This is a genomic window from Dyella flagellata, assembly GCF_030160275.1.
GTDB classification, from domain to species: domain Bacteria; phylum Pseudomonadota; class Gammaproteobacteria; order Xanthomonadales; family Rhodanobacteraceae; genus Dyella_B; species Dyella_B flagellata.
The window spans coordinates 1-26,548 of sequence record NZ_BSOA01000053.1; the positions used below are offsets into that span (position 1 = coordinate 1).

Consider the following 26,548-nt stretch of genomic DNA (forward strand, 5'->3'; position numbering starts at 1 on the left):
ACAGGCCAGCAAAGAAAAGTGACTCGGGCCCTTTAGGGTCCGAAAGCGCCGCAGGCAATGCAACATCGTTGCGACATGCAACAACAGTGCGACGACAAAAGGGGGATGTTGGGGGCTAGCCCCCAACTTACGCGCCCCCCTAGAGGATCTCCAACACCTTCTCAGGCGGCCGCCCAATCACCGCCTTCCCGTTGGCGACCACGATCGGCCGCTCGATCAGCCGCGGATGCTTCACCATCGCAGCGATCAGCGCTACTTCGTCCAGCGATGAATCATCGAGCCCCAGCTCCCGATACTCGTCTTCGCCCGTGCGCAGCAGTTGCCGCGCGGTGATGCCCAGTTGCGCGGCCAGTGCTTTGAGTTCGGCTGCGCTGGGCGGGGTTTCGAGATAATTGATGACCTCGAACGGCTTGCCGTGCTGTTCCAGCAAGGCAAGCGCACCGCGCGACTTCGAACAGCGGTTGTTGTGGTAGATGCGGATCATCAAGATCAGCGATTGCCGGAACGATTGCCGCCGCCGCCACCTTGGCCGTGCGGGCGATTGCCGCGCTGCGGACGGCCACCGCCCGGGCGATTGCCACCGCCACCGCCGCCGCCACCGCCACGGCTATTGCGATTGCCGCCGCCAGCGTTGAAGCCGCCGTAGGGATTGGAGCCACCACCGCCGCCACCACGACGATTGCCTTGCGCCTGGCCACCGCCATGACCGCGCCCGCCTTCGCGGGATTCGCCGGCAAACCAGGTGCGTGCGGGCGGCAGCTCCTGGCCTGGACCGATGCCGCGCTTCTTCTTGTTGCTACGCGCCTTCTGCTGGCGCTCCGGCACGGCCACGTTGCCGTTCACTTCGCGATTCGGATTGGGGCGACGCTTCTGCTTGCCGCGTGCCGGTTCTTCGCGGATACGATCGAACGCACGCAGTTCGCGCGCTTCGTCGTGATAGCCGCCGCTCCATGCCGCGGTGCCACTCTTTTCCGGACGATATTCGACGACGTTGCGGGGGGCGCGGCGCTGGTGCAGCACCGGGCTCAACGTGAGCACCGGTTGGGGTGCGCCGAGGCCGGCGGTCTTGCGCAGCTCTTTTACAGCGTCTTCGTTGAGCGTTTCGCAGTCACCACGGCGCAACATGCGCGGCAGCTCGATGCCGCCGTAGCGGATGCGCTTCAGGCGGCTGACCAGGAAGCCCTGCGAATCCCACAGGCGGCGCACCTCGCGGTTGCGGCCTTCGCGAATGACCACGCGGAACCAGCTATGGCTGCCGCCGCGGCTGATGATGGCCATTTCGTCGAAGCGGGCGGGGCCGTCTTCGAGCTCGACGCCGGCCTTGAGCTTTTCGATCACTTCATCGGGTACTTCGCCATGCACGCGGCACAGGTATTCGCGTTCCAGGCCGCTGCGTGGATGCATCAGCGCATTGGCGAGTTCGCCGTCGGTGGTGAGCAGCAGCAGGCCGGTGGTGTTGATGTCCAGGCGGCCCACGGCGACCCAGCGCGCGCCTTTCAGTCGCGGCAGCTGTTCGAACACGGTGGGTCGACCTTCGGGATCTTCGCGGGTGGTCACCACGCCCTCGGGCTTGTGGTAGACCAGCACTTCGGCATCATCGCGGCTGTCGGTGGCGACCACGAACTGCTTGCCGTCGATCACGACGCGATCGCCTGCGCGCACGCTGGCGCCAATGGTGGCGGGGGTGCCGTTGACCTCGACTTCACCGGCCTGGATGCGCTGCTCCAGCATGCGGCGCGAGCCAAGCCCGGCGTTGGCGAGCACCTTGTGCAGGCGCTCTTCGATCTGGGGGGTGTTTTCAGGCGGCGTGGCGCGCTTGAGGCTCAATACGGATTTTTGTGGCGCATTCATGCGCGGTACTCCTCGGTGTCTTGCTCGGCGGTGCCTTCAGCGGCATCCGCGGGATTCGCTGCCTCATCGGCAGTGGAAGGATGGGTTTCGGTTTCGGCGACTTTTTTCGCTTCGTCAGCGGAATCGCCGGATGGGACTGCTTCGGTGGATTCTTCGGATGGTTCTGCGTGGAGCGAGGGTTCCGGGTGCTGCTGCCCTTGCTCCTGGATTGCTTCGTCGCTTGGCGTCACGGGATGTTCCGTTTCGAACGGTTCCCGCTCCGTGTGTTCTTCTTCAGCGTGTGTTTCGTCGTCGAGCGCATCGGCTTCTTCAGCATCCGGATCGATCGGCAGATCGCGGATCGGCCTGGGTGGAGCCGATTCGTTGTCCAGCCGCAGCTGCGGGTCTTCCATGTCGCGGATTTCGGACAGTGGCGGCAGTTCGTCCAGGGATTTGAGGTTGAAGTAGTCGAGGAACGCGCGGGTGGTGCCGTACAAGGCAGGCTTGCCAGGTACATCACGGTGGCCGACGACGCGGACCCATTCGCGCTCCTCCAGCGTCTTGACGATGTTGGAGGACACCACCACGCCACGGATCTGCTCGATTTCCGGCCTCGTGATGGGCTGCCGGTAAGCGATCAGCGCCAGCGTTTCCAGCAGGGCGCGCGAGTAGCGGCTCGGTTTTTCCGACCACATGCGCGACACCCAGGGGTGTACAGCTTGCCGCACCTGGTAACGGAAGCCGGAGGCGACTTCCTTCAGCTCCACGCCGCGGCCCTGGCAGTCCTCGGTCAGTTGCTCGAGCGCCATGGCGATCTGCGCGCGGTCGACCTCGTCTTCCTCGACGAACAGCTCGCCCAGTTGCGCGATGCTCAGCGGCTGGCTGGCGGCCAGCAGGGCGGCTTCGATAATCGGTTTGAGTTGCTCGATCTGCATAGCTTTAGGATCGGGTGTCCATCGCAGTTGCGTTCTTTTGCGGGTTACTCGCCACCGGAGGCGACATTCGCTTGCTCGAACACGTCGTCGCCGCCGGTTTCCTCCGTCATGGCTTCTTCGTGCGCCGAGGCTGCGTTGGCTTTCACGTAGATCGGCGCCAACGGCTCCTCCTGCACGATGCTGACCAGAAACTCCTTGGCCAGCTCCAGCATGGCCAGGAAAGTCACCACCACGCCCAGGCGTCCTTCGCTTGCGTCGAACAGCGTTTCGAAGCGGTGGAACTGGTCGTCCTCCAGGCGGCTGAGCAGCTCGCCCATGCGCTGGCGCACACTCAGCGCCTCGCGCTTGATGGCGTGATGCCCAAACAGTTCGGCCCGGTGCAGCACGTCCTTGAGGGCCAGCAGCATTTCCTTCAAATCCAGCGGCGGTGGCAGCTTCACCACGTTGCGCTCGCCGGCGTCGGCCTGCGCCAGCACCGTGTCGCGTTCCAGGCGGGGCAGGGCTTCGATGTCCTCCGCCGCCCTCTTGAAGCGCTCGTACTCTTGCAGCCTGCGTACCAGTTCGGCGCGGGGGTCTTCCTCCAGCCCTTCCTCCGTGGGTGGGCGTGGCAGCAGCAAGCGTGATTTGATCTCCGCCAGGATCGCCGCCATCAGCAGGTATTCGGCGGCCAGTTCCAGGCGCATCACGTCGCGCATCATCTCGATGTATTCCATGTACTGCCGGGTGATCTCGGCAATCGGGATATCGAGGATGTCCAGATTCTGCCGGCGGATCAGGTACAGCAACAGATCCAGCGGCCCTTCGAACGCCTCCAGGATGACTTCCAGCGCGTCCGGAGGTATGTACAAATCCTGCGGCATCTGCAGGATGGGTTCGCCGCGCACGATAGCCAGCGGCATTTCCTGCTGCTGCGGCACCCCGGCAAACGCGTCTTGCGTTGCTAGTAAAGGCTGAGACTCGGTTGGCTCAGTGCTCATCAATGCGTGTCTTAAGGCCCGCCCGGCAAGGGCTGGCGTTCAGTTGACGACTCAAAACTCTTTTCCCACACGGAAACCTTAAGAGTTCATGCCTGGAATGCCTTGGCTGCTTGAGGCCATTCCGATAAAGCCCATCTGCGCGATGCCCAGCCAAGCAAGCGGTTTCCCGCGATGCTGGCCCTGATGAATCCCACGACTGTGGTTCGTGTCAGGCTGGCGAACGTCGGATGCCGGTTAGCAACGAGATACCTGCGTCACTGGTACGGCCGGACGTGAACCGACGTGACGCCGCTGGCGTTGCCCGCGATTCGTAAAGGTCGGCTGAGTACATCGGGTGAGGGCCATTCCGGCCGGGGCTCCCGGCGACCATCCATGCTTGGCCCCACGCACGGGTTACAGATTAACGTCAGAGGTTCGGCATGTCTAGCGAGGACTTCAACGGCGTTCAGGGGGCTTGGGCAGCTCCACCACGCCCAAGGCGCGGCAGCATGTGACCCTATGTGTCGGTGGCGGAGTCCGGGCGCCATTGCAACAAGCCTGATTCAGCAGTGAAACGCGGTTGTAGCAGTGGCATGTGGCTTGCTTCATCATAAGAGCGCCTGCGGGGAACGCCGGTTAGGAATACGCTGGTGCCTGACGAGTGACGAAACTGCCGGGAGGTCCGGATTCATCGCCACGCAGGATCGGATCCGGGCGTCACGTTGGCGTCGTTGGTGGGAGATGAAAAAGATGACGACAAGAGATGGGCACGCCACGGACGGTTCCGATGGGGAGCATTTGCGCCCCGCCCGCATGCGCATCAAGACCACGGTATTGATGAGCCACGGCGAGGAATCCCATTCGACCGACCTGATCGATATCTCGGCAACCGGCGCCTTGCTGCGCCGCCCGGGGGGCTGGAACGGCCAGCCCGGCCAGAGCTGGGTGCTCGACATGATCTTCGGCGGCGACCTGCACATCCACCTGGAGGCGAAGGTGGCGCGCGTGTCGGAGCGGCACATCGGCTTTGCCTACACACATATCCCGGAGGACAAGCAGGTACCGCTGTGGAACTTGCTGGGCGGCTATGCCGACATCCTGGAGATGTGGCATCACCACGAATAGCAAGACTTGCGATGCGTAGGCTGGGATGACAATCCCAGCTTGCCATGTCCGCACCTGCGCGATGCTGGGATTGTCATCCCAGCCTACACTCAGCTCACTTCACCCCGCTACGGCAGATGGTTTCTTCTCGTCCCTGAGTTCACGCCGCAGTATCTTGCCTACATTGCTCTTGGGCAGCGCATCGCGGAACTCGATGCTCTTGGGGCGTTTGTAGCCGGTGAAATTCTCGCGGCAGAACTGCTTGAGCTCGTCGATCGTGAGATTCGGATCCTTGCGCACCACGAACAGCTTGACCGCTTCGCCGGAGTGTTCGTCGGGCACGCCGATGGCGGCGACCTCGGCCACGCCCGGGTGCTTCATCACCGTATCCTCGATCTCGTTCGGGTACACGTTGAAGCCGGACACCAGGATCATGTCCTTCTTGCGGTCGACGATATAGACGTAGCCGTTTTCATCCATCTTGGCGATGTCGCCGGTGTGCAGCCAGCCATCATCGGTGAGCACCTTGGCCGTTTCGTCGGGGCGCTGCCAGTAGCCCTTCATCACCTGCGGTCCGTGCACCATCAGCTCGCCTACTTCGCCGATCGCCAGTGGCTGGTTGTCCTCCGACCAGATCGCCACGTCGGTGGAGGAAATCGGCAGGCCGATCGAGCCGTTGTACTCCTTCAGGTCCAGCGGGTTGATGCAGGCCGCGGGCGAAGTTTCGGTAAGCCCATAGGCTTCGGCCAGGGTGCAGCCGGTGACCTTTTTCCAGCGCTCGGCCACCGCGCGTTGCACCGCCATGCCGCCGCCCAGGCTCAGGTGGAGATTGGAAAAGTCCACGCTTTCAAAGCCCGGCGTGTTGAGCAATCCGTTGAACAGCGTATTGACGCCAGTAATCACCGAGAAGTGCGAATTGCGCAACTCTTTGACGAAGGCGGGCATGTCGCGCGGATTGGTGATGAGGATGTTCAAGCCGCCCAGGCGCATGAACACCAGACCGTTCGCCGTCAGCGAGAAGATGTGATATAGCGGCAGGGCGGTGATGACGATCTCGCGTTCCTCAGTGAGGTTCGCGCCGATCCAGGCACCGGCCTGCATCATATTGGCCACCATGTTGCCGTGCGTGAGCATGGCGCCTTTGGCTACGCCAGTGGTACCGCCGGTGTATTGCAGGAAAGCGATGTCCTGGTGCGTAAGGGAAGGCTTCGGCGCTGCCTGCTTCGCGCCGGTGGCCAATGCATCCTTGAAACGCACCGCCTGCGGCAGCGAGTAGGACGGCACCATCTTCTTGACGTGCTTGAGCACGAAGTTGACCGCGACGCCCTTGAGGCCCAGCAGGTCGCCAATGCCGGTAGTCACGATGTGCTTGACGTGGGTTTCGGCCACCACCTGTTGCAAGGTCGCCGCGAAGTTGTCCAGCACCACGATGGCCGCCGCGCCGGAATCTTCCAGCTGGTGCTTGAGTTCGCGCGCGGTGTACATCGGATTGGTGTTCACCACCACCATGCCGGCGCGCAACGCGCCGAACAGGGCGATCGGATACTGCAGGATGTTCGGCAGCATGATCGCGACACGGTCGCCCTTGGCGAGCTTCAGTTCACCGGTGAGATAAGCGGCGAACTGCGCGCTCAGCGTGTCGATTTCGCCATAGCTCAGCCGCTTGCCGAAGCTGGAGAACGCGTCACGCTCGCGATAGCGTTGAAAAGATTCTTCCAGTACGGCCACTACCGAGGCGTACTGATTGATATCGATTTGCGCGGGTACGCCATCCGGGTAGTGACTCAGCCACGGGCGCTGATTGCTCATGTTCGATCCCAAGCTCCATGAATTAATGCCAATGGTGACGAGCGCGCGCATCAGGCATCATGACGGCAAGGCATTGGAGCATACGCCGGCGTACAGCGGCAAGCCGCGTCGCAGCGAGGTCTCCCGGGGGCGGCTGGCATGAAATATCTGCACCGATTTTCGTTCTTTATCCTATTGACGCTGGCCGCAGCCGGGTGCCATCGCACGCCGGACGAGATGCTGATCCGGCACGCCATCGATAACGCGGCCCAGGCTGCTGAGCAGGTGGACGCATCGGCCGTGGTCCGCCCGCTTACCGATGATTTCGACGGCAACAGCGGCACGATGACCCGCCAGGACCTCGGCAATCTGCTGCGCGTCGCGAAGTTTCGCGGCGAGACGCTGCATGCCGTGTTAGGGGCGGTGGATGTCCAGCCGCGCGGTGAGCGATACGTAGCAAGTTTTACCGTGACGCTGACCAGTGGCGGAAAGTTGTTTCCCTCGCAACTGGGTGTGTTCCAGGTGGAAACCGCGTGGCGCAGGGACGGGCATGATTGGCGCTGCTACAGCGCGACGTGGACGCAGCAGCTTTGAGCAGGATACGCAACGAGGTGTAGGCTGGGATGCCAATCCCAGCATGAGGAACCGGCAAAGAAAGCTGGGATTGTCATCCCAGCCTACGAGAGAGACCCCTCTCTCTTGGAGGAGAGGGGGCGAGGAATGTCACGCAGCCTTCTTGCCGGCCAACTGCCGCAGCACGTACTGCAGGATGCCGCCATGACGGAAGAATTCCCTTTCCTTCGGTGTAAGCAGCAGCACCTTCACCGTGAAAGTCTTCTCTCCGTTCTCGCCCTTGGCCACCACCTTGGCTTCCTTCGCGTCACCGTCCTGCAAGCCGGTGATCTCGAAGGTCTCCTTGCCGTTGAGGCCCAGCGATTTCGCATTCTCGCCATCCTTGAACTGCAGTGGCAGCACGCCCATGCCGACCAGGTTGGAACGATGGATGCGCTCGAAGCTTTCGGCGATGACGGCTTTCACGCCCAGTAGCAGTGTGCCCTTGGCCGCCCAGTCGCGTGAGGAGCCGGTGCCGTATTCCTTGCCGGCGATCACGACCAGCGGCGTCTTGTCGGCCTTGTACTTCATCGCGGCGTCGTAGATGGCCATCTGCTCGCCACCTGGTACATACAGCGTATAACCCCCTTCCACGCCATCGAGCATCAGGTTCTTGATGCGGATATTGGCGAAGGTGCCGCGCACCATCACGTCGTCGTTGCCGCGGCGCGAACCGTAGGAGTTGAAGTCCTTCGGCTGCACGCCCTTGGCGATCAGGTAGCGGCCGGCCGGGCTGTCTTTCTTGATCGAGCCGGCGGGCGAGATGTGGTCGGTGGTGATCGAATCGCCGAACAGGCCGAGCACGCGCGCGCCGTGGATGTCTTCGATCTTGCCCGTCTGCATGGTCATGCCTTCGAAGTAGGGCGGATTCTTGATATAGGTGGAATCGGCCCACTGGTATACCGCGCCTTCCGGCGAGGGGATGGCGTTCCAGCGGCTGTCGCCCTTGAACACATCGGCATAGTTCTTCTTGAACATCTCCGGGCTGACGGCGCCGGCAATGACGTCGGAGATTTCCTGGTTGCTCGGCCAGATGTCTTTCAAATACACCGGCTTGCCGTCGCGGCCCGATCCCAGCGCATCGGTGGCGAGATTGACATCCAGCGAACCGGCCAGCGCGTAAGCCACCACCAGTGGCGGCGAGGCCAGGTAGTTCATCTTCACTTCCGGATGCACGCGGCCTTCGAAGTTGCGATTGCCGGAAAGCACGGACGCTACGGCGAGATCGCCTTCACCTATCCCCTTGCTGATTTCCTGCGGCAAGGGACCGGAGTTGCCGATGCAGGTGGTGCAGCCGTATCCGACCACGTAGAAGCCGACTTTCTCCAGCTCCTTCAACAGGCCGGTTTTTTCCAGGTAGTCAGTCACCACCAGCGAGCCGGGTGCGAGCGAGGTCTTCACCCACGGCTTGGCTTTCAAGCCTTTTTCCGCGGCCTTCTTGGCGAGCAGGCCGGCGCCCAGCATGACGGCAGGATTGGAAGTGTTGGTGCAAGAAGTGATCGCCGCAATCACCACTGCGCCGTCCTGCAAGCGGAAGTCCTCGCCATTCATCGATACGTGCGGACCTTGCGCCAGCGCACTGGCGTCGTGACCCACCGCGGTACCGCCGCCTTCGCCGGCAAGACGTGCCTCGGCACGTTCCGAAGGGACGTTCTTACGGTTGACGGTGAGGGTGGCGAGGCTATCGTGATAGCTCTTCTTCACATCTTCGAGCAGCACGCGGTCCTGCGGGCGCTTGGGGCCGGCCATCGAAGGTTTCACGTCGGCGAGATTGAGTTCCAGGGTGGCCGAGAACTGAGCATGCGGAGTGTTCTCGTCATGCCACAGGCCCTGTGCCTGAGCGTAGGCTTTGACCAGTGCGATGTGGTCGTCGCTGCGGCCTGACAGATGCAGATAGTTCAGCGCTTCCTGGTCGACCGGGAAGATGCCGCAGGTCGCGCCGTATTCCGGCGCCATGTTGCCGATGGTGGCGCGGTCGGCGAGGGGCAGGTGCTTGAGGCCATCGCCGAAGAATTCCACGAACTTGCCGACCACGCCGAGCTTGCGCAGCATTTGCGTAACGGTCAGCACCAGGTCGGTGGCGGTCACGCCTTCGGACAGCTTGCCGCTGAGCTTGAAGCCCACTACTTGCGGAATCAGCATCGAGGACGGCTGCCCAAGCATGGCCGCTTCCGCTTCAATGCCACCTACGCCCCAGCCCAGCACGCCAAGGCCGTTGACCATGGTGGTGTGCGAGTCGGTGCCGAACACGGTATCGGGATAGGCCCAGTCCGCGCCATCCTTGTTGCCGGTGAAAACCACGCGTGCCAGGTGCTCCAGGTTCACCTGGTGCACGATGCCGGTGCGCGGCGGCACGACCTTGAAATTGTTGAAGGCCTTCTGGCCCCAGCGCAGGAACGAGTAGCGCTCGTGGTTGCGTTCGAACTCGATTTCGACGTTCTTTTCCAGCGCCGCCGGCGAGCCGAACACGTCGACCTGCACCGAGTGGTCGATCACCAGTTCGGCCGGGGCGAGCGGATTGATCTGCTTGGCATCGCCGCCCAGCTTCACCACCGCGTCGCGCATCGCGGCCAGGTCCACCACGCAGGGCACGCCGGTGAAATCCTGCAACACCACGCGTGCGGGCATGAAGGCGATTTCCGTATCCGGCTCCGCCTTGGGGTTCCACTTGGCGACCGCCTCGATTTCCTTCTTGGTGATGTTGACGCCGTCCTCGTGGCGCAACAGGTTTTCCAGCAGGATCTTCATCGAATAGGGCAGCTGCTTCAGATCGAAGCGCTGGCCCAGTTTGGCGAGGCTGGCGATCTGGTAGGTGCTGCCGTTGACCTTGAGGGTATCGCGGGTGGCGAATGAGTCCAGCATGGGCATAACTCCTGTTGCTTGAAGACTTGGCGACGCGCGTGGCGCAAGGCTTGGGATGCTAAGGCACAGCGCGTTAGGGGAATTGCAAGAAGGCTGGTGTTCCGGCTTGGGGATGCCGTGAAGTTTGAGCCAATTCCCGACCTAAGCAAGCCGCGGGCAGCCAGCATGGTCTTGCATGATTTCGAACGCAGGCGGAAACAGCTTGTCGTTGCTGCGCTTTGGCCGCGGCTGGCAAAATAGCGAGCTTCGCCGCTCCCCCATTCGGGTGGGGCTGCCCACGGCCAAAGCCATCCCCGAAGGATCCGATCGCATGCTCAACGCCTATCGCCAACACGTTGCCGAGCGCGCCGCGCTGGGCATTCCCCCGCTGCCGCTGTCGGCCCAGCAGACCGCCGAGCTGATCGAATTGCTGAAGAACCCGCCCGCGGGCGAAGAGGCCTTCCTCACCGACCTGATCGCCCACCGGGTGCCGGCCGGCGTGGACGATGCGGCCAAGGTCAAGGCGTCCTATCTTGCCGCGGTGGCCTTCGGCACCGAGCGCTGCGCGCTGATCAGCCGCGAGAAGGCGACGGAACTGCTGGGCACCATGCTCGGCGGCTACAACATCCATCCGTTGATCGAGCTGCTGGATGACGCGCAGGTAGGCGGTATCGCCGCCGATGCGCTGAAGAAAACGCTGCTGATGTTCGATGCCTTCCACGATGTCAAGGAAAAGGCCGACAAGGGCAACGCCAACGCCAAGACGGTGCTGCAAAGCTGGGCCGATGCCGAGTGGTTCACCAGCCGTCCGGAAGTGCCGCAGAGCCTGACCATCACCGTGTTCAAGGTGCCGGGCGAGACCAACACCGACGATCTTTCTCCCGCGCCCGACGCGACCACGCGCCCGGATATCCCGCTGCACGGGCTGGCCATGCTGAAGAACAAGCGCGAAGGCGCGGCGTTCCAGCCGGAAGAAGACGGCAAGCGCGGCCCGATCCAGTTGATTCAAGACCTCAAGCAACAAGGCCATCTGGTGGCTTATGTCGGCGACGTGGTCGGCACCGGTTCCAGCCGCAAGTCCGCGACCAATTCGGTGCTGTGGTGGACGGGCGAGGACATCCCTTTCATTCCGAACAAGCGCTTCGGTGGCGTCTGCTTAGGTAGCAAGATCGCGCCGATCTTCTACAACACCATGGAAGATGCCGGTGCGCTGCCGATCGAGTTGGACGTTTCCGGGATGGACATGGGCGACGTTATCGAGCTGCGTCCCTACGAAGGCAAGGCGCTGAAGAACGGCGTAGTGATCGCCGAGTTCAAGGTGAAGTCCGATGTGCTGTTCGATGAAGTGCGCGCTGGCGGCCGCATTCCGCTGATCATCGGCCGCGGCCTCACCGCCAAGGCGCGCGAGGCGCTGGGCCTGGCGCCGTCCACGCTGTTCCGCCTGCCGCAGAGCCCGGCCGATACCGGCAAGGGCTACACGTTGGCGCAGAAGATGGTCGGCCGTGCCTGCGGCCTGCCGGAAGGCAAGGGCGTGCGCCCGGGCACTTATTGCGAGCCGAAGATGACCTCGGTGGGTTCGCAGGACACCACCGGCCCGATGACCCGCGACGAACTCAAAGACCTGGCCTGCCTGGGCTTTTCCGCCGACCTGGTGATGCAGTCCTTCTGCCACACCGCCGCCTATCCGAAACCGGTGGACGTCAAGACGCACCACGATCTGCCGGCCTTCATCGCCACCCGCGGCGGCATCAGCCTGCGCCCGGGCGATGGCGTGATCCACTCCTGGCTCAACCGCATGCTGCTGCCCGACACGGTCGGCACCGGTGGCGACAGCCATACGCGCTTCCCGATCGGCATTTCGTTCCCCGCCGGTTCCGGCCTGGTGGCGTTTGCCGCGGCTACCGGCGTGATGCCGCTGGACATGCCCGAATCGGTGCTGGTGCGCTTCAAGGGCGAACTGCAGCCGGGCGTGACGCTGCGTGACCTGGTCAATGCGATTCCGCTGTATGCCATCAACCAAGGCCTGCTCACCGTCGCCAAGCAGGGCAAGCAGAACATCTTCTCCGGCCGCATCCTGGAAATTGAAGGCCTACCCGACCTGAAAGTGGAGCAGGCGTTCGAACTGTCCGATGCATCCGCCGAGCGTTCCGCCGCCGGCTGCACGGTGAAGCTCAACCAGGCGCCGATCATCGAATACTTGAACAGCAACATCACGCTGCTGAAGTACATGATCGCGCAGGGCTACCAGGATGCCCGCAGCTTGCAGCGCCGCATCAAGGCGATGGAAGCATGGTTGGCCAGCCCGCAGTTGCTCGACGCCGACCAGGACGCCGAATACGCCGCGGTGATCGAGATCGACCTCAACGAAATCCATGAGCCGATCGTGGCGTGCCCGAACGACCCGGACGACGTCAAGACGCTGTCGGACGTGGCTGGCGCGAAGATCGACGAAGTGTTCATCGGTTCGTGCATGACCAACATCGGCCACTTCCGTGCGGCGTCGAAGCTGCTGGAAGGCAAGCGCGATATTCCCACGCGCCTGTGGGTGGCTCCGCCGACCAAGATGGACCAGAAGCAGCTCACCGAGGAAGGCCACTACGGCGTGCTCGGCACTGCCGGCGCACGCATGGAAATGCCGGGTTGCTCGCTGTGCATGGGCAACCAGGCGCAGGCGCGCGAAGGCGCCACGGTGTTCTCCACCTCCACCCGCAACTTCCCCAACCGCCTGGGCAAGAACACCAACGTGTACCTCGGGTCGGCGGAGCTTGCCGCGATTTGCTCGCGCCTGGGCCGCATCCCGACCCGCGCGGAGTACCTGGCCGACATCGGCGTGATCAACGCCAATGGCGAGAAGATCTATCGCTACATGAACTTCGACCAGATCGCCGATTTCAAGCAAGTGGCCGACACCGTCAACGCCTAATCGGCGGAGCAGGGTAGGCTGGGATGAAATCCCAGCATCTATAGAAAAGCTGGGATTGCCATCCCAGCCTACGCGAAGCCCGGCCTATGCCGGGCTTCGTCGTTTATGCTTGCGCCATGATCTCCTCCCACTTGTCCGCCGTCTCGTTACGCGACCTGATCCTGGTGCAGGCCGTGCACCGCCATGGCAGCTTCAATAGTGCTGCGCGAGCCATGCACATCAGCCCCTCCGGCCTGTCGCATCAGGTGCAGAAAGTGGAGCAGGCGCTTGGCGCACCGCTGTTCGAACGCGGCGGGCGACGCGTGGTACCTACGGCGGGCGGGCAACGCTTGCTGGAGCAGATCGATGCCGTGCTGCTCGCTGCCGAGCATCTGCAGCAAGCCGCACGCGCAGGCGAAACCGCGTTCGGTGGCGAGTTGCGACTAGGCGTTTTGGCCACGCTGGGTCCCTATCTGCTGCCGCATCTGATCGAACCCTTTCCGCAGCACTTTCCAGGCGCGCGGCTCAGCCTGTCGGAAGGCAAGCCGCGCGGTTTGCTGCGCCGCCTGCACGAAGGCGAACTCGATGCGGTGCTCGCTCCGCCGGCCTCTTCGTTGAGTGGCATGGTGATGTGCCCGCTGTTTTTCGAGCCTTGGGAGGTGCTGCTGCGTGCCGATCATCCGTTGGCCGGCAAACGCAACATCTCGATGGAGCAGTTGGACGCCAGCGAAGCGATCCTGATGGCGGAAAGCCACGCCGACGGCGAGGGCTATGTGCAGGATGTCAGTCTGGAAAGCCTGGCGGCGCTGGTGAATTTGCGCGGAGGGCATGCCCTGGTGCCCGCGCTTGCGCATGATCGACTGGCGTCAATGCCGGATATCGCACTGGCGAAAATCAAGGGTGAGGCCCCTGGCCGGGAAATTGCGCTGTATTGGCGCGAGGCATCGCCATGGCATGGCGATTTGCAAGCCTTTGCCGAATTGTTGCGCAAGCTTGCGAAGCAGCGTCCTGGTTTGCACCTGATCGAGACCGTGTAACGCAGTTGATACAGCCGTGTGCCGCGGCTTTACACCTCGATTGAAGGGCGCCGCAAGCAGGAATAGCATCCGGGCGTCTGCTCGCCGCTGAGCAGGCGCCGGGAATCCATGACGACCGCATTGCGTTTTCAATCCTGGTTTGCAGGAGATGGCCATGTGCATGAAGTCGATGGGCGTGAAGTCCGGGCTCCTGGTCCTGGCACTTTGGCTGGTGACGGCGATCGCCGCCGCGGCGGATTCTGGCGCCAACAACGCTGCGGACATTTTGAAAATACGCAACGTTGAGATCAGCTTCCATCAGGCGGGTAGCTGGCTGCCCAGGCCCGACCTCGACATGATGATGAGCTTATATGCGGACGATGCCGCCCTGACCGACACGGCGCATGGCAACAAGCTCTATCAAGGCAAGCAGCAGGTGCGCGACTACTTTGCCAAGGTCGCCGCGCCTTTCCAGCCTGGCAAGCACTGGATCGGCTATACGCCGGCGATGCGGATCAAGGCTGCCGTCGATGGCGACAAAGCCACGCTCTACTTCGAATGCCTATGGATGGACGTCGACCGCAATGCCATCGGCGCACACTCGTTCTCCGATATAACGCTGGAACGGTCTGGCGACCAGTGGCTGATCAAGACAATCAGGGTGGGCAAGGTCGATAAGCTCTGACGTGTCGATTGGGGATGCAAACCCCAACATTGCCATGGCTGCACAACACCTCATGGCCGTCATTCCCGCGCAAGCGGGAATCCATTTTCAGCGGCGTATCAGGGCAAGATGGATTCCCGCTTGCGCGGGAATGACGGCCATCTGGATACATAGTTACAAAGTGGTGCCGGTCAACAACCCCCGCGCCAGCATCGTGCATTGCCGCCGATGCAGCACCAGCTGCCATTGCCGGCCGCCGATCTGCCGCCACAACACAGCCGAGCGCACCGCCGCCAGCAGGCTCGCGCGCACGCGCTCTACCAGGGCTGGCTGCTGCAGCCATTGCGGATTGCCGGTGACCATCACGCGCGGCCGCAGCGTCGACAGCGTGCTGGCGTACAACTCGGCCAGACGGCTGAATACTTGCGGCGAATTCAGGCCGAAATGATCGACCTGCCGCTTGGTTGAAAGAATGCCTTGCTGCAGATGATCGAGCAGGTCCTTGTGGTGCGCGAGGCTGCGCTCCAGCCGCATCACGGTGACCACCATGCGCGTAATGGCCATGTCGCGGTCGTTTTCGTCCAGTTGTCCGATCAGCGTGCGCAGCCCGAGCCGGATGCCGGACACGTTGCCATACACCCCGACCACCGATGGCGCGTCGATGCGGAACACGCTCGCCAGGCTGGCATCGAGGGCCAGCTCGTCGCAGCGTCCTTCATTGGCGAGCTGCTGCGCCAGGATGGAGGCCTGGAACAGGCCGGCCAGGGCGAGCACCCGTTCCTCGTTGATGGCGAAAGCTTCAAACACGCTGCGTCGTTTCCTCTGCGGATGGATGGGCAAGGCCGCCGAAGGCCGCATCGGTGGCCGCTATGACCGCGCCGCCCAGGCACTCCTCGCCGGCGTAGAACACGACCGACTGGCCGGGTGTAACGGCGCGTTGCGGCTGGTCGAACCGCACTTCCAGCCGGTCATTTTGCATTGAGACGATACAGGCCTGATCGTGCTGCCGGTAACGGGTCTTGGCCGTGCAACGAAATTCCCCGCTCGGCGCCGCACCGGCGACCCAGGTGGGGGATTCGGCCGTAAGCCGGCGCGACTGCAGCCATTGGTTCTCGCCACCCTGGGCGACATAGAGCATGTTGCGGGCGACGTCCTTGCCCACCACGTACCAGGGCTCGCCGCCGGCATTTTGACGCCCGCCTATCCCCAAGCCGTTGCGCTGGCCCAGGGTGTAATACATCACACCCTGGTGCTCCCCGATCAGGCGGCCGTCGGGGCTGCGCATCTCGCCGGGACGGGCAGGAATGTATTGGGTCAGAAACTGACGGAAATCGCGCTCTCCGATGAAACAGATGCCGGTGGAATCCTTCTTGGCGTGGGTGGGCAAGGCGGCGGCGCGCGCCATCTCGCGCACCTTTGATTTCTCGATCTCGCCTACCGGGAACAGGGTGGAAGCCAGCTGTCGCTGGCCCAGCGCGTGCAGAAAGTAGGTCTGGTCCTTGGCCTGGTCCACGGCGCGCAACAGGCGGTAGCGGCCGTCCAGGCAGTCCACGCGCGCGTAATGGCCGGTCGCGATTTTTTCCGCGCCCAGCGCATGGGCCTCGTCCAGGAAGGTCTTGAACTTGATTTCGCGGTTGCACAGCACGTCGGGGTTGGGTGTACGCCCGGCGCGGTATTCGGCCAGGAAATGCTCGAACACGCCATCCCAGTACTCGGCGGCGAAATTGCGGGCGTGGAAGGGGATGCCCAGCCGGCCGCAGACCGCCACCGCGTCCTTGCGGTCCGCGTCGGCAGTGCAAGGGCCGTTGCGGTCGTCTTCCTCCCAGTTCTGCATGAACAGGCCTTCCACCTCGTAGCCGGCTTGTTGCAGCAGCAACGCGGCGACCGAGGAATCCACGCCGCCGGAAATACCCAGCATCACCTTCATGGTGCGGTACCCTCGGGCATCAGGCAGTTCACCACGGACAGCGGCAGCCGCTGCCCGGCGAGCCATTCGTCGATGCTCAGCAACACCATGGGGCTGCGCAGGCGCCCGCCCAAGGCCGCAATCTCCTGGCGCGTAAGCCATAGGGCGCGCCGCACCCCCACGTCGAGTGCTTGTTGAGAATCGTGACTTAACGGTTTGGCGGCAAAGGTGAAGCGCACGATCACGTCGCCATGTTCCTTGCTGCGCCACTGGTGCACGCCAATCAGATGCGTCAACGCGACGGTCCAGCCGGTTTCTTCACGCGTTTCGCGTACGGCGGCCTGCTGCAAGCTCTCGCAATCATCCAGGTGTCCTGCCGGCTGGTTGTAGGCCACGCAGCCGTTGACCTCCTCTTCCACCATCAGGTAGCGGTCGCGGTCGGCCACCACGCAGGCCACGGTCACATGCGGACGCCATACGTCGCTGGGGTTGTCGGGCGTTGTCATCTTAAGCGTCAATAAAGGGCAGGGGCGGTACTGGAAAAAACGTTATTGTGCCATTACCTAATGCCGACTAGCCGGGTAGCAAAATAAGCTCAAGGCGTATACTGCAACCGAACAGGACCGGATCCTTTTTTGAGCATGGCGAACGAATCCGAACAAGAACACGGCAGTGGGCGTGGGCTCACCGTCGAAGTATCGAAACCCGAGGTGGCGCGTCCGCCGCTGTTTCAGGTACTGCTGTTGAACGACGATTTCACACCGATGGACTTTGTGGTTGAGGTGCTGCGTATGTTTTTTGGCATGGACCAGGAGAAAGCCGTCCAGATCATGTTGCACGTACACACCCGCGGTAAGGGCGTGTGCGGGGTGTTCACGCGCGAAGTGGCCGAAACCAAGGTCACGCAAGTGAACGAATATTCACGTGCCAGCCAGCATCCTCTGTTGTGCACGATGGAGAAGGTTTAAAAGAGAGCCAAATCGAAGTTTTTCGCATCTGCGAAGGCGAAAACATTGATCCAGCCTTTTTTGGCCCCCATCTTGCATCCATCGCGGTGAAGCCGCCTAAATTTGCAGTGGAGTAGGTCCGGATGTTCAGCAAGGATCTCGAAGTCACCATCGGCCAGTGCTACAAGCAGGCCCGTGAGCAGCGCCACGAGTTCATGACCGTGGAGCACCTGCTGCTCGCCCTCACCGAAAACCAGTCGGCGTTGGGTGCCCTGCGCGCCTGTGGCGCGGATCTCCCGCGGCTGACCCACGAGCTGGAAAAGATCATCGCCGAGACCGTGCCGGTATTGCCGCACGGCGACGAACGCGACACGCAGCCCACGCTGGGTTTCCAGCGCGTGCTGCAGCGGGCGGTGTACCACGTGCAATCCTCCGGCCGTAAGGAGGTCACCGGCGCCAACGTGCTGGTGGCGATCTTCGGCGAAAAGGATTCGCACGCGGTGTACTTCCTGCACCAGCAGGAAATCACGCGCCTGGATGTGGTCAACTACATCTCGCACGGCATCGCCAAGATCGGCGACGAGCCGTCCAGTGGCATTTCCGGCGGCGAGCGCGACGCCGAAGACGGTGTCGAAGGCAAGGGCAATCCGCTCAGCGAATATGCCAGCAACCTCAACGAACTGGCGCTGGAAGGCAAGATCGATCCGCTGATCGGTCGCCAGGACGAGATCGAGCGCACCATCCAGGTGCTATGCCGCCGGCGCAAGAACAACCCGCTCTACGTCGGCGAGGCCGGCGTGGGCAAGACCGCGCTGGCCGAAGGCCTGGCCAAGCGTATCGTTGACGGCGAAGTGCCGGAAGTGCTGGAGAACGCCACCATCTGGGCGCTGGACCTGGGCGCGCTGGTGGCGGGCACCAAGTACCGCGGCGATTTCGAGAAGCGCCTGAAAGCCGTCATCGGTCAGCTGAAGAAGCAGGCTGGCGCGATTCTCTTCATCGACGAGATCCACACCATCATCGGCGCCGGTTCCGCCTCCGGCGGCACCATGGACGCCAGCAACCTGATCAAGCCGATGCTGGCCTCGGGCGAGCTGCGCTGCATCGGTTCCACTACGTTCCAGGAATTTCGCGGCATCTTCGAGAAAGACCGCGCCTTGGCGCGCCGCTTCCAGAAGATCGACGTGGTCGAACCCAGCGTGGCCGACAGCCTGGAAATCCTCAAGGGACTGAGGTCACGTTTCGAAGAGCACCACAACGTGTCCTACACGCTGGAGGCGCTGAAGGCCGCCGTCGATCTTTCGGTGAAACATATTCCCGATCGCCTGCTGCCGGACAAGGCCATTGATGTGATCGACGAGGCCGGCGCACGCCAGCGGCTGCTGCCGGTCGATCAGCGCAGCGGCAAGGTGGATGTCCCCGAGGTGGAATACATCGTCGCCAAGATGGCGCGCATTCCGGCCAAGCAGGTATCGGCTTCGGACCGCGACGTGCTGAAGAACCTGGAGCGCAACCTCAAGATGGTGGTGTTCGGGCAGGATCCGGCCATCGAAGCCCTGGCGGCCTCGATCAAGATGGCGCGTTCCGGCCTGGCCGATCCGTCCAAGCCGATCGGCTGTTTCCTGCTCGCCGGTCCCACCGGCGTGGGCAAGACCGAGGTCACCAAGCAGCTCGCCATGCAGCTGGGCATCGAAATGATCCGCTTCGACATGTCCGAATACATGGAAGCGCACTCGGTGTCCCGCCTGGTCGGCGCGCCCCCGGGCTATGTCGGCTTCGACCAGGGTGGCCTGCTCACCGAGGCGGTTACCAAGCATCCGCATGCCGTACTGCTGCTGGACGAAATCGAGAAGGCGCATCCGGATGTGTTCAACATCCTGTTGCAGGTGATGGATCGCGGCGTGTTGACCGACACCAACGGCCGCGAGGCGAATTTCAAGAACGTGATCGTGGTGATGACCACCAACGCCGGCGCGCAGCAGGCTTCCCGCCGCAGCATCGGCTTCGTCAAGCAGAACCACTCGATGGACTCGATGGAAGTGATCCGCCGCAGCTTCACGCCGGAGTTCCGCAATCGCCTGGACGCGATCATCCAGTTCAATCCGCTGGACTTCGAGCATATTCTGCGCGTGGTCGACAAGTTCCTGATCGAGCTGGAGGCACAGCTCAGCGAGAAGCATGTTTCGCTGGATGTGGATGCCGACGCCCGCCGCTGGCTGGCCGAGCACGGCTTCGATCCGCAGATGGGTGCTCGCCCGATGGCGCGCGTGATCCAGGAAAAGATCAAGCGCGTGCTGGCCGACGAACTGCTGTTCGGCAAGTTGTCCGAGGGCGGCAAGGTGAGCCTGAGCGTGAAGGATGGCGCGCTGGCGGTGAATGCCGAAGCGGCCGAGCCGGTGCCGGCAACGATCTCCTGAGCGGGATCGCCTGCCCAACAAAAAAGCCGCGCCCTGCAGGCGCGGCTTTTTTTATCGGGGCAGCCTTATCAGGGCGGGCCGCTTACTTCATGCGGTAGGTGATACGGCCCTTGGTGAGGTCGTAGGGGGTCATCTCCACCTTCACCTTGTCGCCGGTGAGAATGCGGATGTAATGCTTGCGCATGCGGCCGGAGATATGGGCGATCACGACGTGGCCGTTTTCCAGCTTTACTCGAAACATGGTGTTGGGCAGGGTCTCGATGACCGTACCATCCATTTCAATGACGTCGTCTTTGGCCATGCGTTCCAGGAAGTACGCGCGAGCCACCATGGTCGCGTAAGCCATCCATTATGCCACGTAACGGCAGCGGGTCAAAGAAATTGGTCCTTTGGGCTGCCAGCGGGCCGGCGCTCAGCTGAAATGCTCGTCCAGCTTGCGGCGGATTTCCTGCTCGATCATGCCCTTGAGCGGCGAAAACAACATGCCCAGCTGCGCGCTCACGTGGATTTCATTGGGCTCCAGCGTGATCGTGCCGGTGATGCCGGGGCGCTGGAAAGAGAGTGTGCGGTCGCTTTGCCATTTCGTCTCGACCTGGAATTTTTCCCGCATGCGGGTGGCGACGTGGTCGATCACGGCGTGGGCTTCGGCGGGTGACAGGCGGTGCGGGCGGTGGATTTCGATACTGGCCATACAGGTGCTCAAACACAGGTGAACTTGGCGCGTAGGCTGGGATGGCAATCCCAGCATCAGGATGCGGCATGGCAAGCTGGGATTATCATCCCAGCCTACGCGCCGCCGGACGCGCATACAGTGCGGTGACGGGTACGTGGAACAGAACAGGGAACCGCTAATCATAAACGCAAATCCTGTCGATATTTTCTGCGCTTCTGCTAGAGTCCCGCCGTCAGCTTCCCGGTTCTTTCATGCGCATCGAGTTTCCCCATTCCACCAGGGCGGTTTTCCACTGGAATCAGGCGCTGTTGCGCATCGGCAGCGACTCGGACAATGACTTGATCCTCGCGGCTGGCCAGTCCGCCGGCCATCATTTGCACATCAGCCTGGACCGGCGTGGCTGGGTGCTCGACGTGCTGCCCTACGCCAATCGCATTTACGTCAACGCGCGCCCGGTGCGCGAGCGTGCCATCCTGCGCGCCGGCGACATGCTGAGCGTGGGCGACTGCCGCATGCTGCTCTGTGCAGATGAGGCCCCTGCCGGGCGTACCGCCCCCGAAATGCCCGAGCAGGAGCGCTGCACGGTGGCCTTGCGCGCCGTCGCCGGGCCGCTTTCGGGGCAGGTGCTGCCGCTGGCAGATCGTCTGGAATGGGGTCCGCAAGGGCGTGTTCCGCTGGACCTGCCGCAGGGCGAGTCCGCCACGCTGACGATTTTCTGGCGTGCGGGCCAGCTGTGCATGGAAACCGGCCAGGCGCTCGACGGGCGTTACCCGGTCCGGGTCAACGGCATCGCCGTGCAGCAGACTACGCTGCTGCCGGGCGACCAGATCGGCGTCGGCATGCATCGCTTTCTCATCGACGCGCCCGGCCTGGAGCCTGAGCCGGAGATCGTGCTGCCGCCGGAGCCGGAGCAGCCCTTGCCCGAGGATGTCGCCGGTCCGCGCGGCGAGGTCTGGTGGCTGATCGCCACCGCGGCGGTGCTGGCACTGGGTATTGCGCTGATGCTGTTGCTGCACGCGCATTGACGTCCTGTTGCTGCGTCGCGGCATAATGCCTGTGACCATTCAAGACGGGATGCGGTGCGTGAGCAGGATTTGGAACTTCAGCGCAGGTCCGGCGGCACTGCCGTTGCCGGTACTCGAACGCGCGCAGCGAGAGCTGCTGGATTGGGGCGGCAGCGGCGCATCGGTGATGGAGCAATCCCATCGCGGAAAACGCTTCATTGCCATGGCCCAGCAGGTGGAAGCGGACCTGCGCGAACTGATGGGCATTCCCGGGCATTATGCCGTGCTGTTCGAGCAGGGCGGAGCCACCCAGCATTTCGCGCAGATTCCCATGAACCTTGCGCGCGAAGGCGACCGCGCCGACTACATCCTTACCGGCCATTGGAGCGAGAAAGCGGCCAACGAAGCGGCGCCATACGTACAGGTGAACGTGGCCGCCAGCAGCAAGGCGGACAGCTTCCTGCGCATGCCGGCGCCGGAGACATGGCAGCTCGATCCGGGCGCGGCGTATGTGCACATCGCCACCAACGAGACCATCCATGGCGTGCAGTTCAAGCATGTGCCCGAGGTCGGTGAGGTGCCGCTGGTAGCGGACATGTCCTCCGACATCCTGTCCGGCCCTATCGACGTCAGCCGCTACGGGCTGATCTACGCAGGCGCGCAGAAGAACATCGGCCCGTCCGGCCTGGTGCTGATCATCATTCGCCGCGACCTGCTTGAACGCACCACGCGCCCGATGGCGAAGATCTTCCGCTACGCCGAGCACGCGGCCCACGATTCGATGCTCAACACCCCCAATACCTGGGGCTGGTACCTGGCCGGGCTGACCTTCCAATGGCTGAAGGACAACGGCGGCCTGGCCGCGATGGCCGAAAACAACCGCCGCAAATCCGAACTGCTGTATGCGACTATCGACGGCTCCGGCGGCTATTACCGCAACCCGATCGATCCGCCGGTGCGCTCGCGCATGAATGTGCCGTTCACCCTGCACGACAGCGCGCTGGACGCGGCTTTCCTGCAGGAATCGGAAGCGGCCGGCCTGCTGGCGCTGAAGGGGCACAAAGCGCTCGGCGGCATGCGTGCTTCGCTCTACAACGCAGTGCCGCTGGAAGCCGTGCAGGCGCTGGTGGACTTCATGCGGGACTTTGCTCGCCGGCATGGCTGATACACTGCGGAACCAACCCGGCCATCTTTACGTCTGGACATCCATCGCATGAACGAACCCAAGTTATCGCTGGTTGAAGTGCGCGACCGCATCGACAGCATCGACCGGCAGATCCAGGAGCTGATCTCCGAGCGCGCCAATTGGGCCCGCGAGGTGGCCAGGGTGAAAGGCGAGGGGCTCTCGGCGATCGATTATTACCGCCCCGAGCGTGAGGCCCACGTGCTGCGCATGGTGGTCGATCGCAACCACGGTCCGCTGTCCGACGCGGAGATGGTGCGCCTGTTCCGCGAGATCATGTCCTCCTGCCTGGCGCAGGAAGATCCGCTTAAGGTGGGCTACCTCGGGCCCGAAGGCACCTTCAGCGAGCAGGCCGTGCGCAAGCACTTCGGGCACGCCGCCTATGGGTTGCCGCTGGGCAGCATCGAGGAAGTATTCCAGGAGGTAGCCGCCGGCCATGCGGATTTCGGCGTGGTGCCGGTGGAGAACTCCGGGCAGGGCATGATCCAGGTCACGCTCGACATGTTCCTGACTTCCGAGGCGCGTATCTGCGGCGAGGTGGAGTTGCGCGTGCATCAATGCTTGCTTTCGCAGCGCGATACGCTGGAAGGCATCAAGCAGGTCTACGGGCATGCGCAATCGCTGCAGCAATGCAAGACCTGGCTGCGCATGAACCTGCCCAATGCCGAGTGCATCGCCGTGCAAAGCAATGCGGAAGGCGCACGCCTGGCGCGCCATGCGGACGATGCGGCAGCTATTGCTGGCTCCACGGCGGCGAAAGTCTATGGCTTGAAGATCGTCGCCCAGGGCATCGAGGATCGCGCCGACAACACCACGCGCTTCCTGGTGATCGGCCGCTCGCTGTTCCCGGCGTCGGGCAACGACCGCACCTCGCTGCTGATCACCGTCAACGACAAGCCGGGCGCGCTCTACGAAATCCTGAGCCCGTTCGCCAAGCATGGGGTCAGTTTGAACCGCATCGAATCGCGTCCGGCGCACACCGGCAAATGGCAGTACGCCTTCTTCATCGACGTTTCCGGCCACATCGACGACGCATCGCTGCAGGCAGCCTTGCAGGACATGGGGCCGCATGCGGCCCAGGTACGTGTGCTTGGCGCCTACCCGGTGGCCCTGCCATGAGCGGCGCACAGCGTCTGGATTGGGTCAGCCGGCCCGCAACGGCCCTGCATGGCGACGTGGTCGTGCCCGGCGACAAATCGGTGTCGCATCGTTCGATGATGCTGTCGGCGATTGCTGACGGCACTTCGCACATCCGCGGTTTCCTGGAAGGGGAAGACACGCGCGCAACGGCGGCCGTGCTCGCGCAGCTGGGTGTGCGGATCGAAGCCCCATCTTCCGGCGAACGCATCGTGCACGGCGTGGGCCTGCATGGCTTGCAGGGCTCGAACCAGCCGCTCGATTGCGGCAATGCCGGCACCGGCATGCGTTTGCTGGCCGGCCTGTTTGCGGGGCAGGCCTTCGACAGTGTCCTGGTTGGCGACGAATCGCTGTCCAGGCGCCCCATGCGCCGGGTGACCGAGCCGTTGGCGAAAATGGGCGCGCAGATCGATACGCAAGACGGCCTGCCGCCGTTGCACGTGCGTGGCGGACGCAAGCTCAATGGCATTCGCTATCAGCTGCCGGTGGCTAGCGCGCAGGTGAAATCCGCGCTGTTGCTGGCCGGTTTGTATGCCGAGGGCAGCACTGAAATCATCGAGCCGCACCCCACGCGCGACTACACCGAACGCATGCTGCAAGCATTCGGCTGGCCGATCGAATTCTCGCCCGGCCATGCGAAGCTCGAAGGCGGCCATCGCTTGCGCGCTACCGACGTGGTCGTGCCGGCGGACTTTTCTTCGGCGGCGTTCTTCCTGGTGGCGGCGAGCATCCTGCCAGGTTCGACGCTGCGCCTGCCGGCCGTGGGTTTGAATCCGCGCCGCACCGGCCTGCTTGAGGCCTTGCGCTTGATGGGGGCGGACATTCGCGTCGAAAACCAGGGCGCAAGCGGCGGCGAGGCGGTGGGCGACCTGCTCGTGCGTCACGCACCGCTGCATGGCATCGAACTGCCGGAAGCTTTGGTGCCGGACATGATCGACGAATTTCCCGCCCTGTTCGTCGCGGCGGCTGTGGCGAAAGGGCGCACCGTGGTGCGTGGCGCGGCCGAACTGCGGGTCAAGGAATCCGACCGCATCGCCACCATGGCAGCCGGTTTGCGCGCCTTGGGTGTGCGTATCGAGGAAACACCGGACGGAGCGATCATCGATGGTGGCGCCATCGGCGGGGGCAGCGTGGACAGCCACGGCGATCACCGCATCGCAATGAGTTTTGCAGTGGCCGGGCTGGTGGCGAAAGATGCCGTGACGATTGGCGATTGTGCGAATGTCGCTACCTCGTTTCCGGGCTTCACGGCGCTGGCCAACAGCTGCGGGTTTGCGCTGGGTTGATCATGGCGTCCACTCCCAACTTCATTGTCGCCATCCCCGCCCGCTACGGTTCCACCCGGCTGCCAGGCAAACCCTTGCGTACGATCGGCGGCGTGCCGATGGTGGTGCGTGTGGCGCAACGCGCGCAGCAGGCAGGTGCTACGCAAGTAGTGGTGGCGACAGATGACCAGCGTATCGCCGATGCCTTGGCGGCGTTGGGCGTGGACGTATGCATGACCAGCGCCGACCATGCGTCGGGTAGCGATCGCCTGGCCGAATGCGCGGCCCACTATGGCTGGCCATCGGACACCATCGTGGTGAACCTGCAAGGCGATGAGCCATTCGCGCCTGCGGCGGGTATCCGTGAAGTGGCGCTCGCGCTTGCCGAAGACACGGCGCCGGTGGCGACGTTGGCTACGCCGATCACCGATGCCCACGAGCTGTTCGATCCGAACGTGGTGAAGTTGGTGAGGTCTTGCAACGGTCGCGCTTTGTACTTCAGTCGCGCACCGTTGCCGTGGGCACGCGATGCCTTTGCAACGGATCGAAACACGCTGCCGGAAAATGTCCCGTTCCTGCGGCACATCGGCATTTACGCCTATCGCGCCGGTTTCCTTCAGCAATACACGCGTCTTGCACGCACACCGCTTGAGCAGGCCGAGTCGCTGGAACAACTACGTGTACTCGAACACGGCTATCCCATCGCCGTCCGCCTCACGCCCGAGCCGTTTCCGCCGGGCATCGATACCGAGGCTGATTTGCAACGTGCCGAGGCTTGGGCCATCAGCGCGTAGGCTGGGATGGCAATCCCAGCATCGGGATACCGCGCGCAAAGCTGGGATTGTCATCCCAGCCTACGCGCAACGAGCTTTATCATTAAACATCAATGAATTGAAACCATGGTGGCCAAGTCCGTCCTATTCGTTTGCCTGGGCAACATCTGCCGCTCGCCATTGGTCGAAGCCGTGGCCCGCAAGCAATTGGCCGCAGCGGGTTTCGATATCGAAGTGGCGTCTTGCGGCACCGGTGGCTGGCATGCCGGCGAACAAGCCGATCCGCGTATGCGCGCCGCCGCGGCAAAAGCCGGCTATGACTTGGAGCCGCACCGCGCGCGCCAGCTCAGGGCCGACGATTTCGAGCAGTACGACCTGTTGCTGGCGATGGACAGCAATAACTTGCGCGACATGCAGCGCGTAGCCGGTGACAAGGCGCGTGATCGGCTTGCCTTGTTCCTGGACTGGAGCGTGGCCGCGCCGCCCCGGGACTTTCCCGACCCTTACTACGAAGAGCTGACGGCTTTCGCCAAATCGGTGGCGCTGGCCGAGCGTGGCGTCCAGGGACTGATCCAGCGCTTGCGCCAGGGCTGATCCT

25 protein-coding genes are annotated in these 26,548 nt (G+C 63.2%); 14 read left to right on the forward strand and 11 right to left on the reverse strand.

Translation table 11 applies throughout. The features are described 5' to 3' along the window. Window positions 1-139: 139 nt before the first annotated feature. The 4 genes from arsC to QQJ96_RS22815 are packed head-to-tail and all read right to left on the reverse strand — an operon-like array spanning window position 140 to window position 3,742. Complete coding sequence (gene arsC, locus QQJ96_RS22800; protein WP_284334346.1) at window positions 140-484, reverse strand: arsenate reductase (glutaredoxin); 345 nt, start codon at window positions 482-484, stop codon at window positions 140-142. Window positions 485-489: 5 nt separating this feature from the next. Continuing rightward, the gene (locus QQJ96_RS22805; RefSeq protein WP_284334347.1) at window positions 490-1,851 is read right to left on the reverse strand and encodes a pseudouridine synthase; all 1,362 of its coding nucleotides are present in this window, start codon (window positions 1,849-1,851) and stop codon (window positions 490-492) included. Then, the gene (gene scpB / locus QQJ96_RS22810) at window positions 1,848-2,765 is read right to left on the reverse strand and encodes an SMC-Scp complex subunit ScpB (RefSeq protein ID WP_284334348.1); all 918 of its coding nucleotides are present in this window, start codon (window positions 2,763-2,765) and stop codon (window positions 1,848-1,850) included. The genes QQJ96_RS22805 and scpB overlap by 4 nt, the downstream gene beginning before the upstream one ends. A 44-nt stretch (window positions 2,766-2,809) precedes the next feature. After that, on the reverse strand, window positions 2,810-3,742 hold the full coding sequence (locus QQJ96_RS22815) for a segregation and condensation protein A (RefSeq protein ID WP_404649040.1): 933 nt from the start codon (window positions 3,740-3,742) through the stop codon (window positions 2,810-2,812). 729 nt (window positions 3,743-4,471) lie between these two features. On the opposite strand from QQJ96_RS22815, the gene QQJ96_RS22820 reads away from it, so the two are divergent. Then, window positions 4,472-4,846, forward strand: a complete 375-nt coding sequence (locus QQJ96_RS22820) for a PilZ domain-containing protein (protein ID WP_284334349.1) — start codon at window positions 4,472-4,474, stop codon at window positions 4,844-4,846. A gap of 99 nt (window positions 4,847-4,945) precedes the next feature. Here QQJ96_RS22820 and QQJ96_RS22825 read toward each other — a convergent pair whose 3' ends face one another. Continuing rightward, window positions 4,946-6,634, reverse strand: a complete 1,689-nt coding sequence (locus QQJ96_RS22825) for a long-chain-fatty-acid--CoA ligase (protein ID WP_284334350.1) — start codon at window positions 6,632-6,634, stop codon at window positions 4,946-4,948. On the opposite strand from QQJ96_RS22825, the gene QQJ96_RS22830 reads away from it, so the two are divergent. Together QQJ96_RS22830 and QQJ96_RS22835 are read left to right on the forward strand one after the other, a co-directional pair. Then, window positions 6,633-6,776 carry a hypothetical protein gene (locus QQJ96_RS22830; RefSeq protein ID WP_284334351.1) on the forward strand — a complete coding sequence of 48 codons (144 nt, stop codon included), beginning with the start codon at window positions 6,633-6,635 and terminating at the stop codon, window positions 6,774-6,776. The genes QQJ96_RS22825 and QQJ96_RS22830 overlap by 2 nt on opposite strands. Beyond that, the gene (locus tag QQJ96_RS22835; RefSeq protein ID WP_284334352.1) at window positions 6,773-7,207 is read left to right on the forward strand and encodes a hypothetical protein; all 435 of its coding nucleotides are present in this window, start codon (window positions 6,773-6,775) and stop codon (window positions 7,205-7,207) included. Before QQJ96_RS22830 ends, QQJ96_RS22835 begins: the two co-directional genes overlap by 4 nt. A gap of 129 nt (window positions 7,208-7,336) precedes the next feature. On the opposite strand, the gene acnA is transcribed toward QQJ96_RS22835, so the two are convergent. After that, window positions 7,337-10,087: an aconitate hydratase AcnA gene (gene acnA, locus QQJ96_RS22840; protein ID WP_284334353.1), complete on the reverse strand. Its 2,751-nt coding sequence runs from the start codon at window positions 10,085-10,087 to the stop codon at window positions 7,337-7,339. A 310-nt stretch (window positions 10,088-10,397) separates the two neighbouring features. Here acnA and acnB point away from each other — a divergent pair, with 310 nt between their 5' ends. The 3 genes from acnB to QQJ96_RS22855 all read left to right on the forward strand — a co-directional run bounded on the left by acnB (window position 10,398) and on the right by QQJ96_RS22855 (window position 14,669). Beyond that, a complete protein-coding gene (gene acnB, locus QQJ96_RS22845) occupies window positions 10,398-12,989 on the forward strand; it encodes a bifunctional aconitate hydratase 2/2-methylisocitrate dehydratase (RefSeq protein ID WP_284334460.1) in 2,592 nt (863 codons plus the stop codon). A 116-nt stretch (window positions 12,990-13,105) separates the two neighbouring features. Beyond that, the gene (locus QQJ96_RS22850; protein WP_284334354.1) at window positions 13,106-14,005 is read left to right on the forward strand and encodes a LysR family transcriptional regulator; all 900 of its coding nucleotides are present in this window, start codon (window positions 13,106-13,108) and stop codon (window positions 14,003-14,005) included. Between the two features lie 160 nt (window positions 14,006-14,165). Continuing rightward, window positions 14,166-14,669: a nuclear transport factor 2-like protein gene (locus QQJ96_RS22855; RefSeq protein WP_284334355.1), complete on the forward strand. Its 504-nt coding sequence runs from the start codon at window positions 14,166-14,168 to the stop codon at window positions 14,667-14,669. A gap of 153 nt (window positions 14,670-14,822) precedes the next feature. On the opposite strand, the gene hflD is transcribed toward QQJ96_RS22855, so the two are convergent. The 3 genes from hflD to QQJ96_RS22870 are packed head-to-tail and all read right to left on the reverse strand — an operon-like array spanning window position 14,823 to window position 17,060. After that, window positions 14,823-15,437 (reverse strand): high frequency lysogenization protein HflD, encoded by a 615-nt coding sequence (gene hflD / locus QQJ96_RS22860; protein ID WP_284334461.1) that lies wholly within the window; start codon window positions 15,435-15,437, stop codon window positions 14,823-14,825. Between the two features lie 10 nt (window positions 15,438-15,447). Then, a complete protein-coding gene (mnmA, locus tag QQJ96_RS22865) occupies window positions 15,448-16,575 on the reverse strand; it encodes a tRNA 2-thiouridine(34) synthase MnmA (protein ID WP_284334356.1) in 1,128 nt (375 codons plus the stop codon). Continuing rightward, entirely contained in the window at window positions 16,572-17,060 is a 489-nt protein-coding gene (locus tag QQJ96_RS22870) for an NUDIX hydrolase (protein ID WP_284334357.1), read from the reverse strand. Before QQJ96_RS22870 ends, mnmA begins: the two co-directional genes overlap by 4 nt. A 135-nt stretch (window positions 17,061-17,195) precedes the next feature. On the opposite strand from QQJ96_RS22870, the gene clpS reads away from it, so the two are divergent. After that, on the forward strand, window positions 17,196-17,522 hold the full coding sequence (gene clpS, locus QQJ96_RS22875) for an ATP-dependent Clp protease adapter ClpS (RefSeq protein WP_284334358.1): 327 nt from the start codon (window positions 17,196-17,198) through the stop codon (window positions 17,520-17,522). Window positions 17,523-17,644: 122 nt separating this feature from the next. Beyond that, on the forward strand, window positions 17,645-19,915 hold the full coding sequence (gene clpA, locus QQJ96_RS22880; protein ID WP_284334359.1) for an ATP-dependent Clp protease ATP-binding subunit ClpA: 2,271 nt from the start codon (window positions 17,645-17,647) through the stop codon (window positions 19,913-19,915). 82 nt (window positions 19,916-19,997) lie between these two features. On the opposite strand, the gene infA is transcribed toward clpA, so the two are convergent. Further along, on the reverse strand, window positions 19,998-20,216 hold the full coding sequence (gene infA, locus QQJ96_RS22885; RefSeq protein WP_126686694.1) for a translation initiation factor IF-1: 219 nt from the start codon (window positions 20,214-20,216) through the stop codon (window positions 19,998-20,000). Window positions 20,217-20,327: 111 nt separating this feature from the next. Then, complete coding sequence (locus QQJ96_RS22890; protein WP_284334360.1) at window positions 20,328-20,606, reverse strand: polyhydroxyalkanoic acid system family protein; 279 nt, start codon at window positions 20,604-20,606, stop codon at window positions 20,328-20,330. 233 nt (window positions 20,607-20,839) lie between these two features. On the opposite strand from QQJ96_RS22890, the gene QQJ96_RS22895 reads away from it, so the two are divergent. The 6 genes from QQJ96_RS22895 to QQJ96_RS22920 all read left to right on the forward strand — a co-directional run bounded on the left by QQJ96_RS22895 (window position 20,840) and on the right by QQJ96_RS22920 (window position 26,544). Next, a complete protein-coding gene (locus QQJ96_RS22895) occupies window positions 20,840-21,613 on the forward strand; it encodes an FHA domain-containing protein (RefSeq protein ID WP_284334361.1) in 774 nt (257 codons plus the stop codon). A 58-nt stretch (window positions 21,614-21,671) separates the two neighbouring features. Next, window positions 21,672-22,757: a 3-phosphoserine/phosphohydroxythreonine transaminase gene (gene serC, locus QQJ96_RS22900; protein ID WP_284334362.1), complete on the forward strand. Its 1,086-nt coding sequence runs from the start codon at window positions 21,672-21,674 to the stop codon at window positions 22,755-22,757. 48 nt (window positions 22,758-22,805) lie between these two features. Next, window positions 22,806-23,894, forward strand: a complete 1,089-nt coding sequence (gene pheA, locus QQJ96_RS22905; protein WP_284334363.1) for a prephenate dehydratase — start codon at window positions 22,806-22,808, stop codon at window positions 23,892-23,894. Next, complete coding sequence (gene aroA / locus QQJ96_RS22910) at window positions 23,891-25,198, forward strand: 3-phosphoshikimate 1-carboxyvinyltransferase (protein WP_284334364.1); 1,308 nt, start codon at window positions 23,891-23,893, stop codon at window positions 25,196-25,198. Before pheA ends, aroA begins: the two co-directional genes overlap by 4 nt. 2 nt (window positions 25,199-25,200) lie before the next feature. Continuing rightward, window positions 25,201-25,971, forward strand: coding sequence for a 3-deoxy-manno-octulosonate cytidylyltransferase (gene kdsB, locus QQJ96_RS22915; RefSeq protein ID WP_284334365.1), 771 nt, complete (start codon window positions 25,201-25,203; stop codon window positions 25,969-25,971). Window positions 25,972-26,076: 105 nt separating this feature from the next. Further along, on the forward strand, window positions 26,077-26,544 hold the full coding sequence (locus QQJ96_RS22920; RefSeq protein WP_284334366.1) for a low molecular weight protein-tyrosine-phosphatase: 468 nt from the start codon (window positions 26,077-26,079) through the stop codon (window positions 26,542-26,544). Window positions 26,545-26,548: the final 4 nt, after the last annotated feature.

Bases quoted from the DNA above. Each gene is read 5' to 3' on its own strand.
- arsC (WP_284334346.1), bottom strand. From the start codon at position 484: ATGATCCGCATCTACCACAACAACCGCTGTTCGAAGTCGCGCGGTGCG.
- QQJ96_RS22805 (WP_284334347.1), bottom strand. From the start codon at position 1,851: ATGAATGCGCCACAAAAATCCGTATTGAGCCTCAAGCGCGCCACGCCG.
- scpB (WP_284334348.1), bottom strand. From the start codon at position 2,765: ATGCAGATCGAGCAACTCAAACCGATTATCGAAGCCGCCCTGCTGGCC.
- QQJ96_RS22815 (WP_404649040.1), bottom strand. From the start codon at position 3,742: ATGAGCACTGAGCCAACCGAGTCTCAGCCTTTACTAGCAACGCAAGAC.
- QQJ96_RS22820 (WP_284334349.1), top strand. From the start codon at position 4,472: ATGACGACAAGAGATGGGCACGCCACGGACGGTTCCGATGGGGAGCAT.
- QQJ96_RS22830 (WP_284334351.1), top strand. From the start codon at position 6,633: ATGTTCGATCCCAAGCTCCATGAATTAATGCCAATGGTGACGAGCGCG.
- QQJ96_RS22825 (WP_284334350.1), bottom strand. From the start codon at position 6,634: ATGAGCAATCAGCGCCCGTGGCTGAGTCACTACCCGGATGGCGTACCC.
- QQJ96_RS22835 (WP_284334352.1), top strand. From the start codon at position 6,773: ATGAAATATCTGCACCGATTTTCGTTCTTTATCCTATTGACGCTGGCC.
- acnA (WP_284334353.1), bottom strand. From the start codon at position 10,087: ATGCTGGACTCATTCGCCACCCGCGATACCCTCAAGGTCAACGGCAGC.
- acnB (WP_284334460.1), top strand. From the start codon at position 10,398: ATGCTCAACGCCTATCGCCAACACGTTGCCGAGCGCGCCGCGCTGGGC.
- QQJ96_RS22850 (WP_284334354.1), top strand. From the start codon at position 13,106: ATGATCTCCTCCCACTTGTCCGCCGTCTCGTTACGCGACCTGATCCTG.
- QQJ96_RS22855 (WP_284334355.1), top strand. From the start codon at position 14,166: ATGAAGTCGATGGGCGTGAAGTCCGGGCTCCTGGTCCTGGCACTTTGG.
- mnmA (WP_284334356.1), bottom strand. From the start codon at position 16,575: ATGAAGGTGATGCTGGGTATTTCCGGCGGCGTGGATTCCTCGGTCGCC.
- QQJ96_RS22870 (WP_284334357.1), bottom strand. From the start codon at position 17,060: ATGACAACGCCCGACAACCCCAGCGACGTATGGCGTCCGCATGTGACC.
- clpS (WP_284334358.1), top strand. From the start codon at position 17,196: ATGGCGAACGAATCCGAACAAGAACACGGCAGTGGGCGTGGGCTCACC.
- clpA (WP_284334359.1), top strand. From the start codon at position 17,645: ATGTTCAGCAAGGATCTCGAAGTCACCATCGGCCAGTGCTACAAGCAG.
- infA (WP_126686694.1), bottom strand. From the start codon at position 20,216: ATGGCCAAAGACGACGTCATTGAAATGGATGGTACGGTCATCGAGACC.
- QQJ96_RS22890 (WP_284334360.1), bottom strand. From the start codon at position 20,606: ATGGCCAGTATCGAAATCCACCGCCCGCACCGCCTGTCACCCGCCGAA.
- QQJ96_RS22895 (WP_284334361.1), top strand. From the start codon at position 20,840: ATGCGCATCGAGTTTCCCCATTCCACCAGGGCGGTTTTCCACTGGAAT.
- pheA (WP_284334363.1), top strand. From the start codon at position 22,806: ATGAACGAACCCAAGTTATCGCTGGTTGAAGTGCGCGACCGCATCGAC.
- aroA (WP_284334364.1), top strand. From the start codon at position 23,891: ATGAGCGGCGCACAGCGTCTGGATTGGGTCAGCCGGCCCGCAACGGCC.
- kdsB (WP_284334365.1), top strand. From the start codon at position 25,201: ATGGCGTCCACTCCCAACTTCATTGTCGCCATCCCCGCCCGCTACGGT.
- QQJ96_RS22920 (WP_284334366.1), top strand. From the start codon at position 26,077: ATGGTGGCCAAGTCCGTCCTATTCGTTTGCCTGGGCAACATCTGCCGC.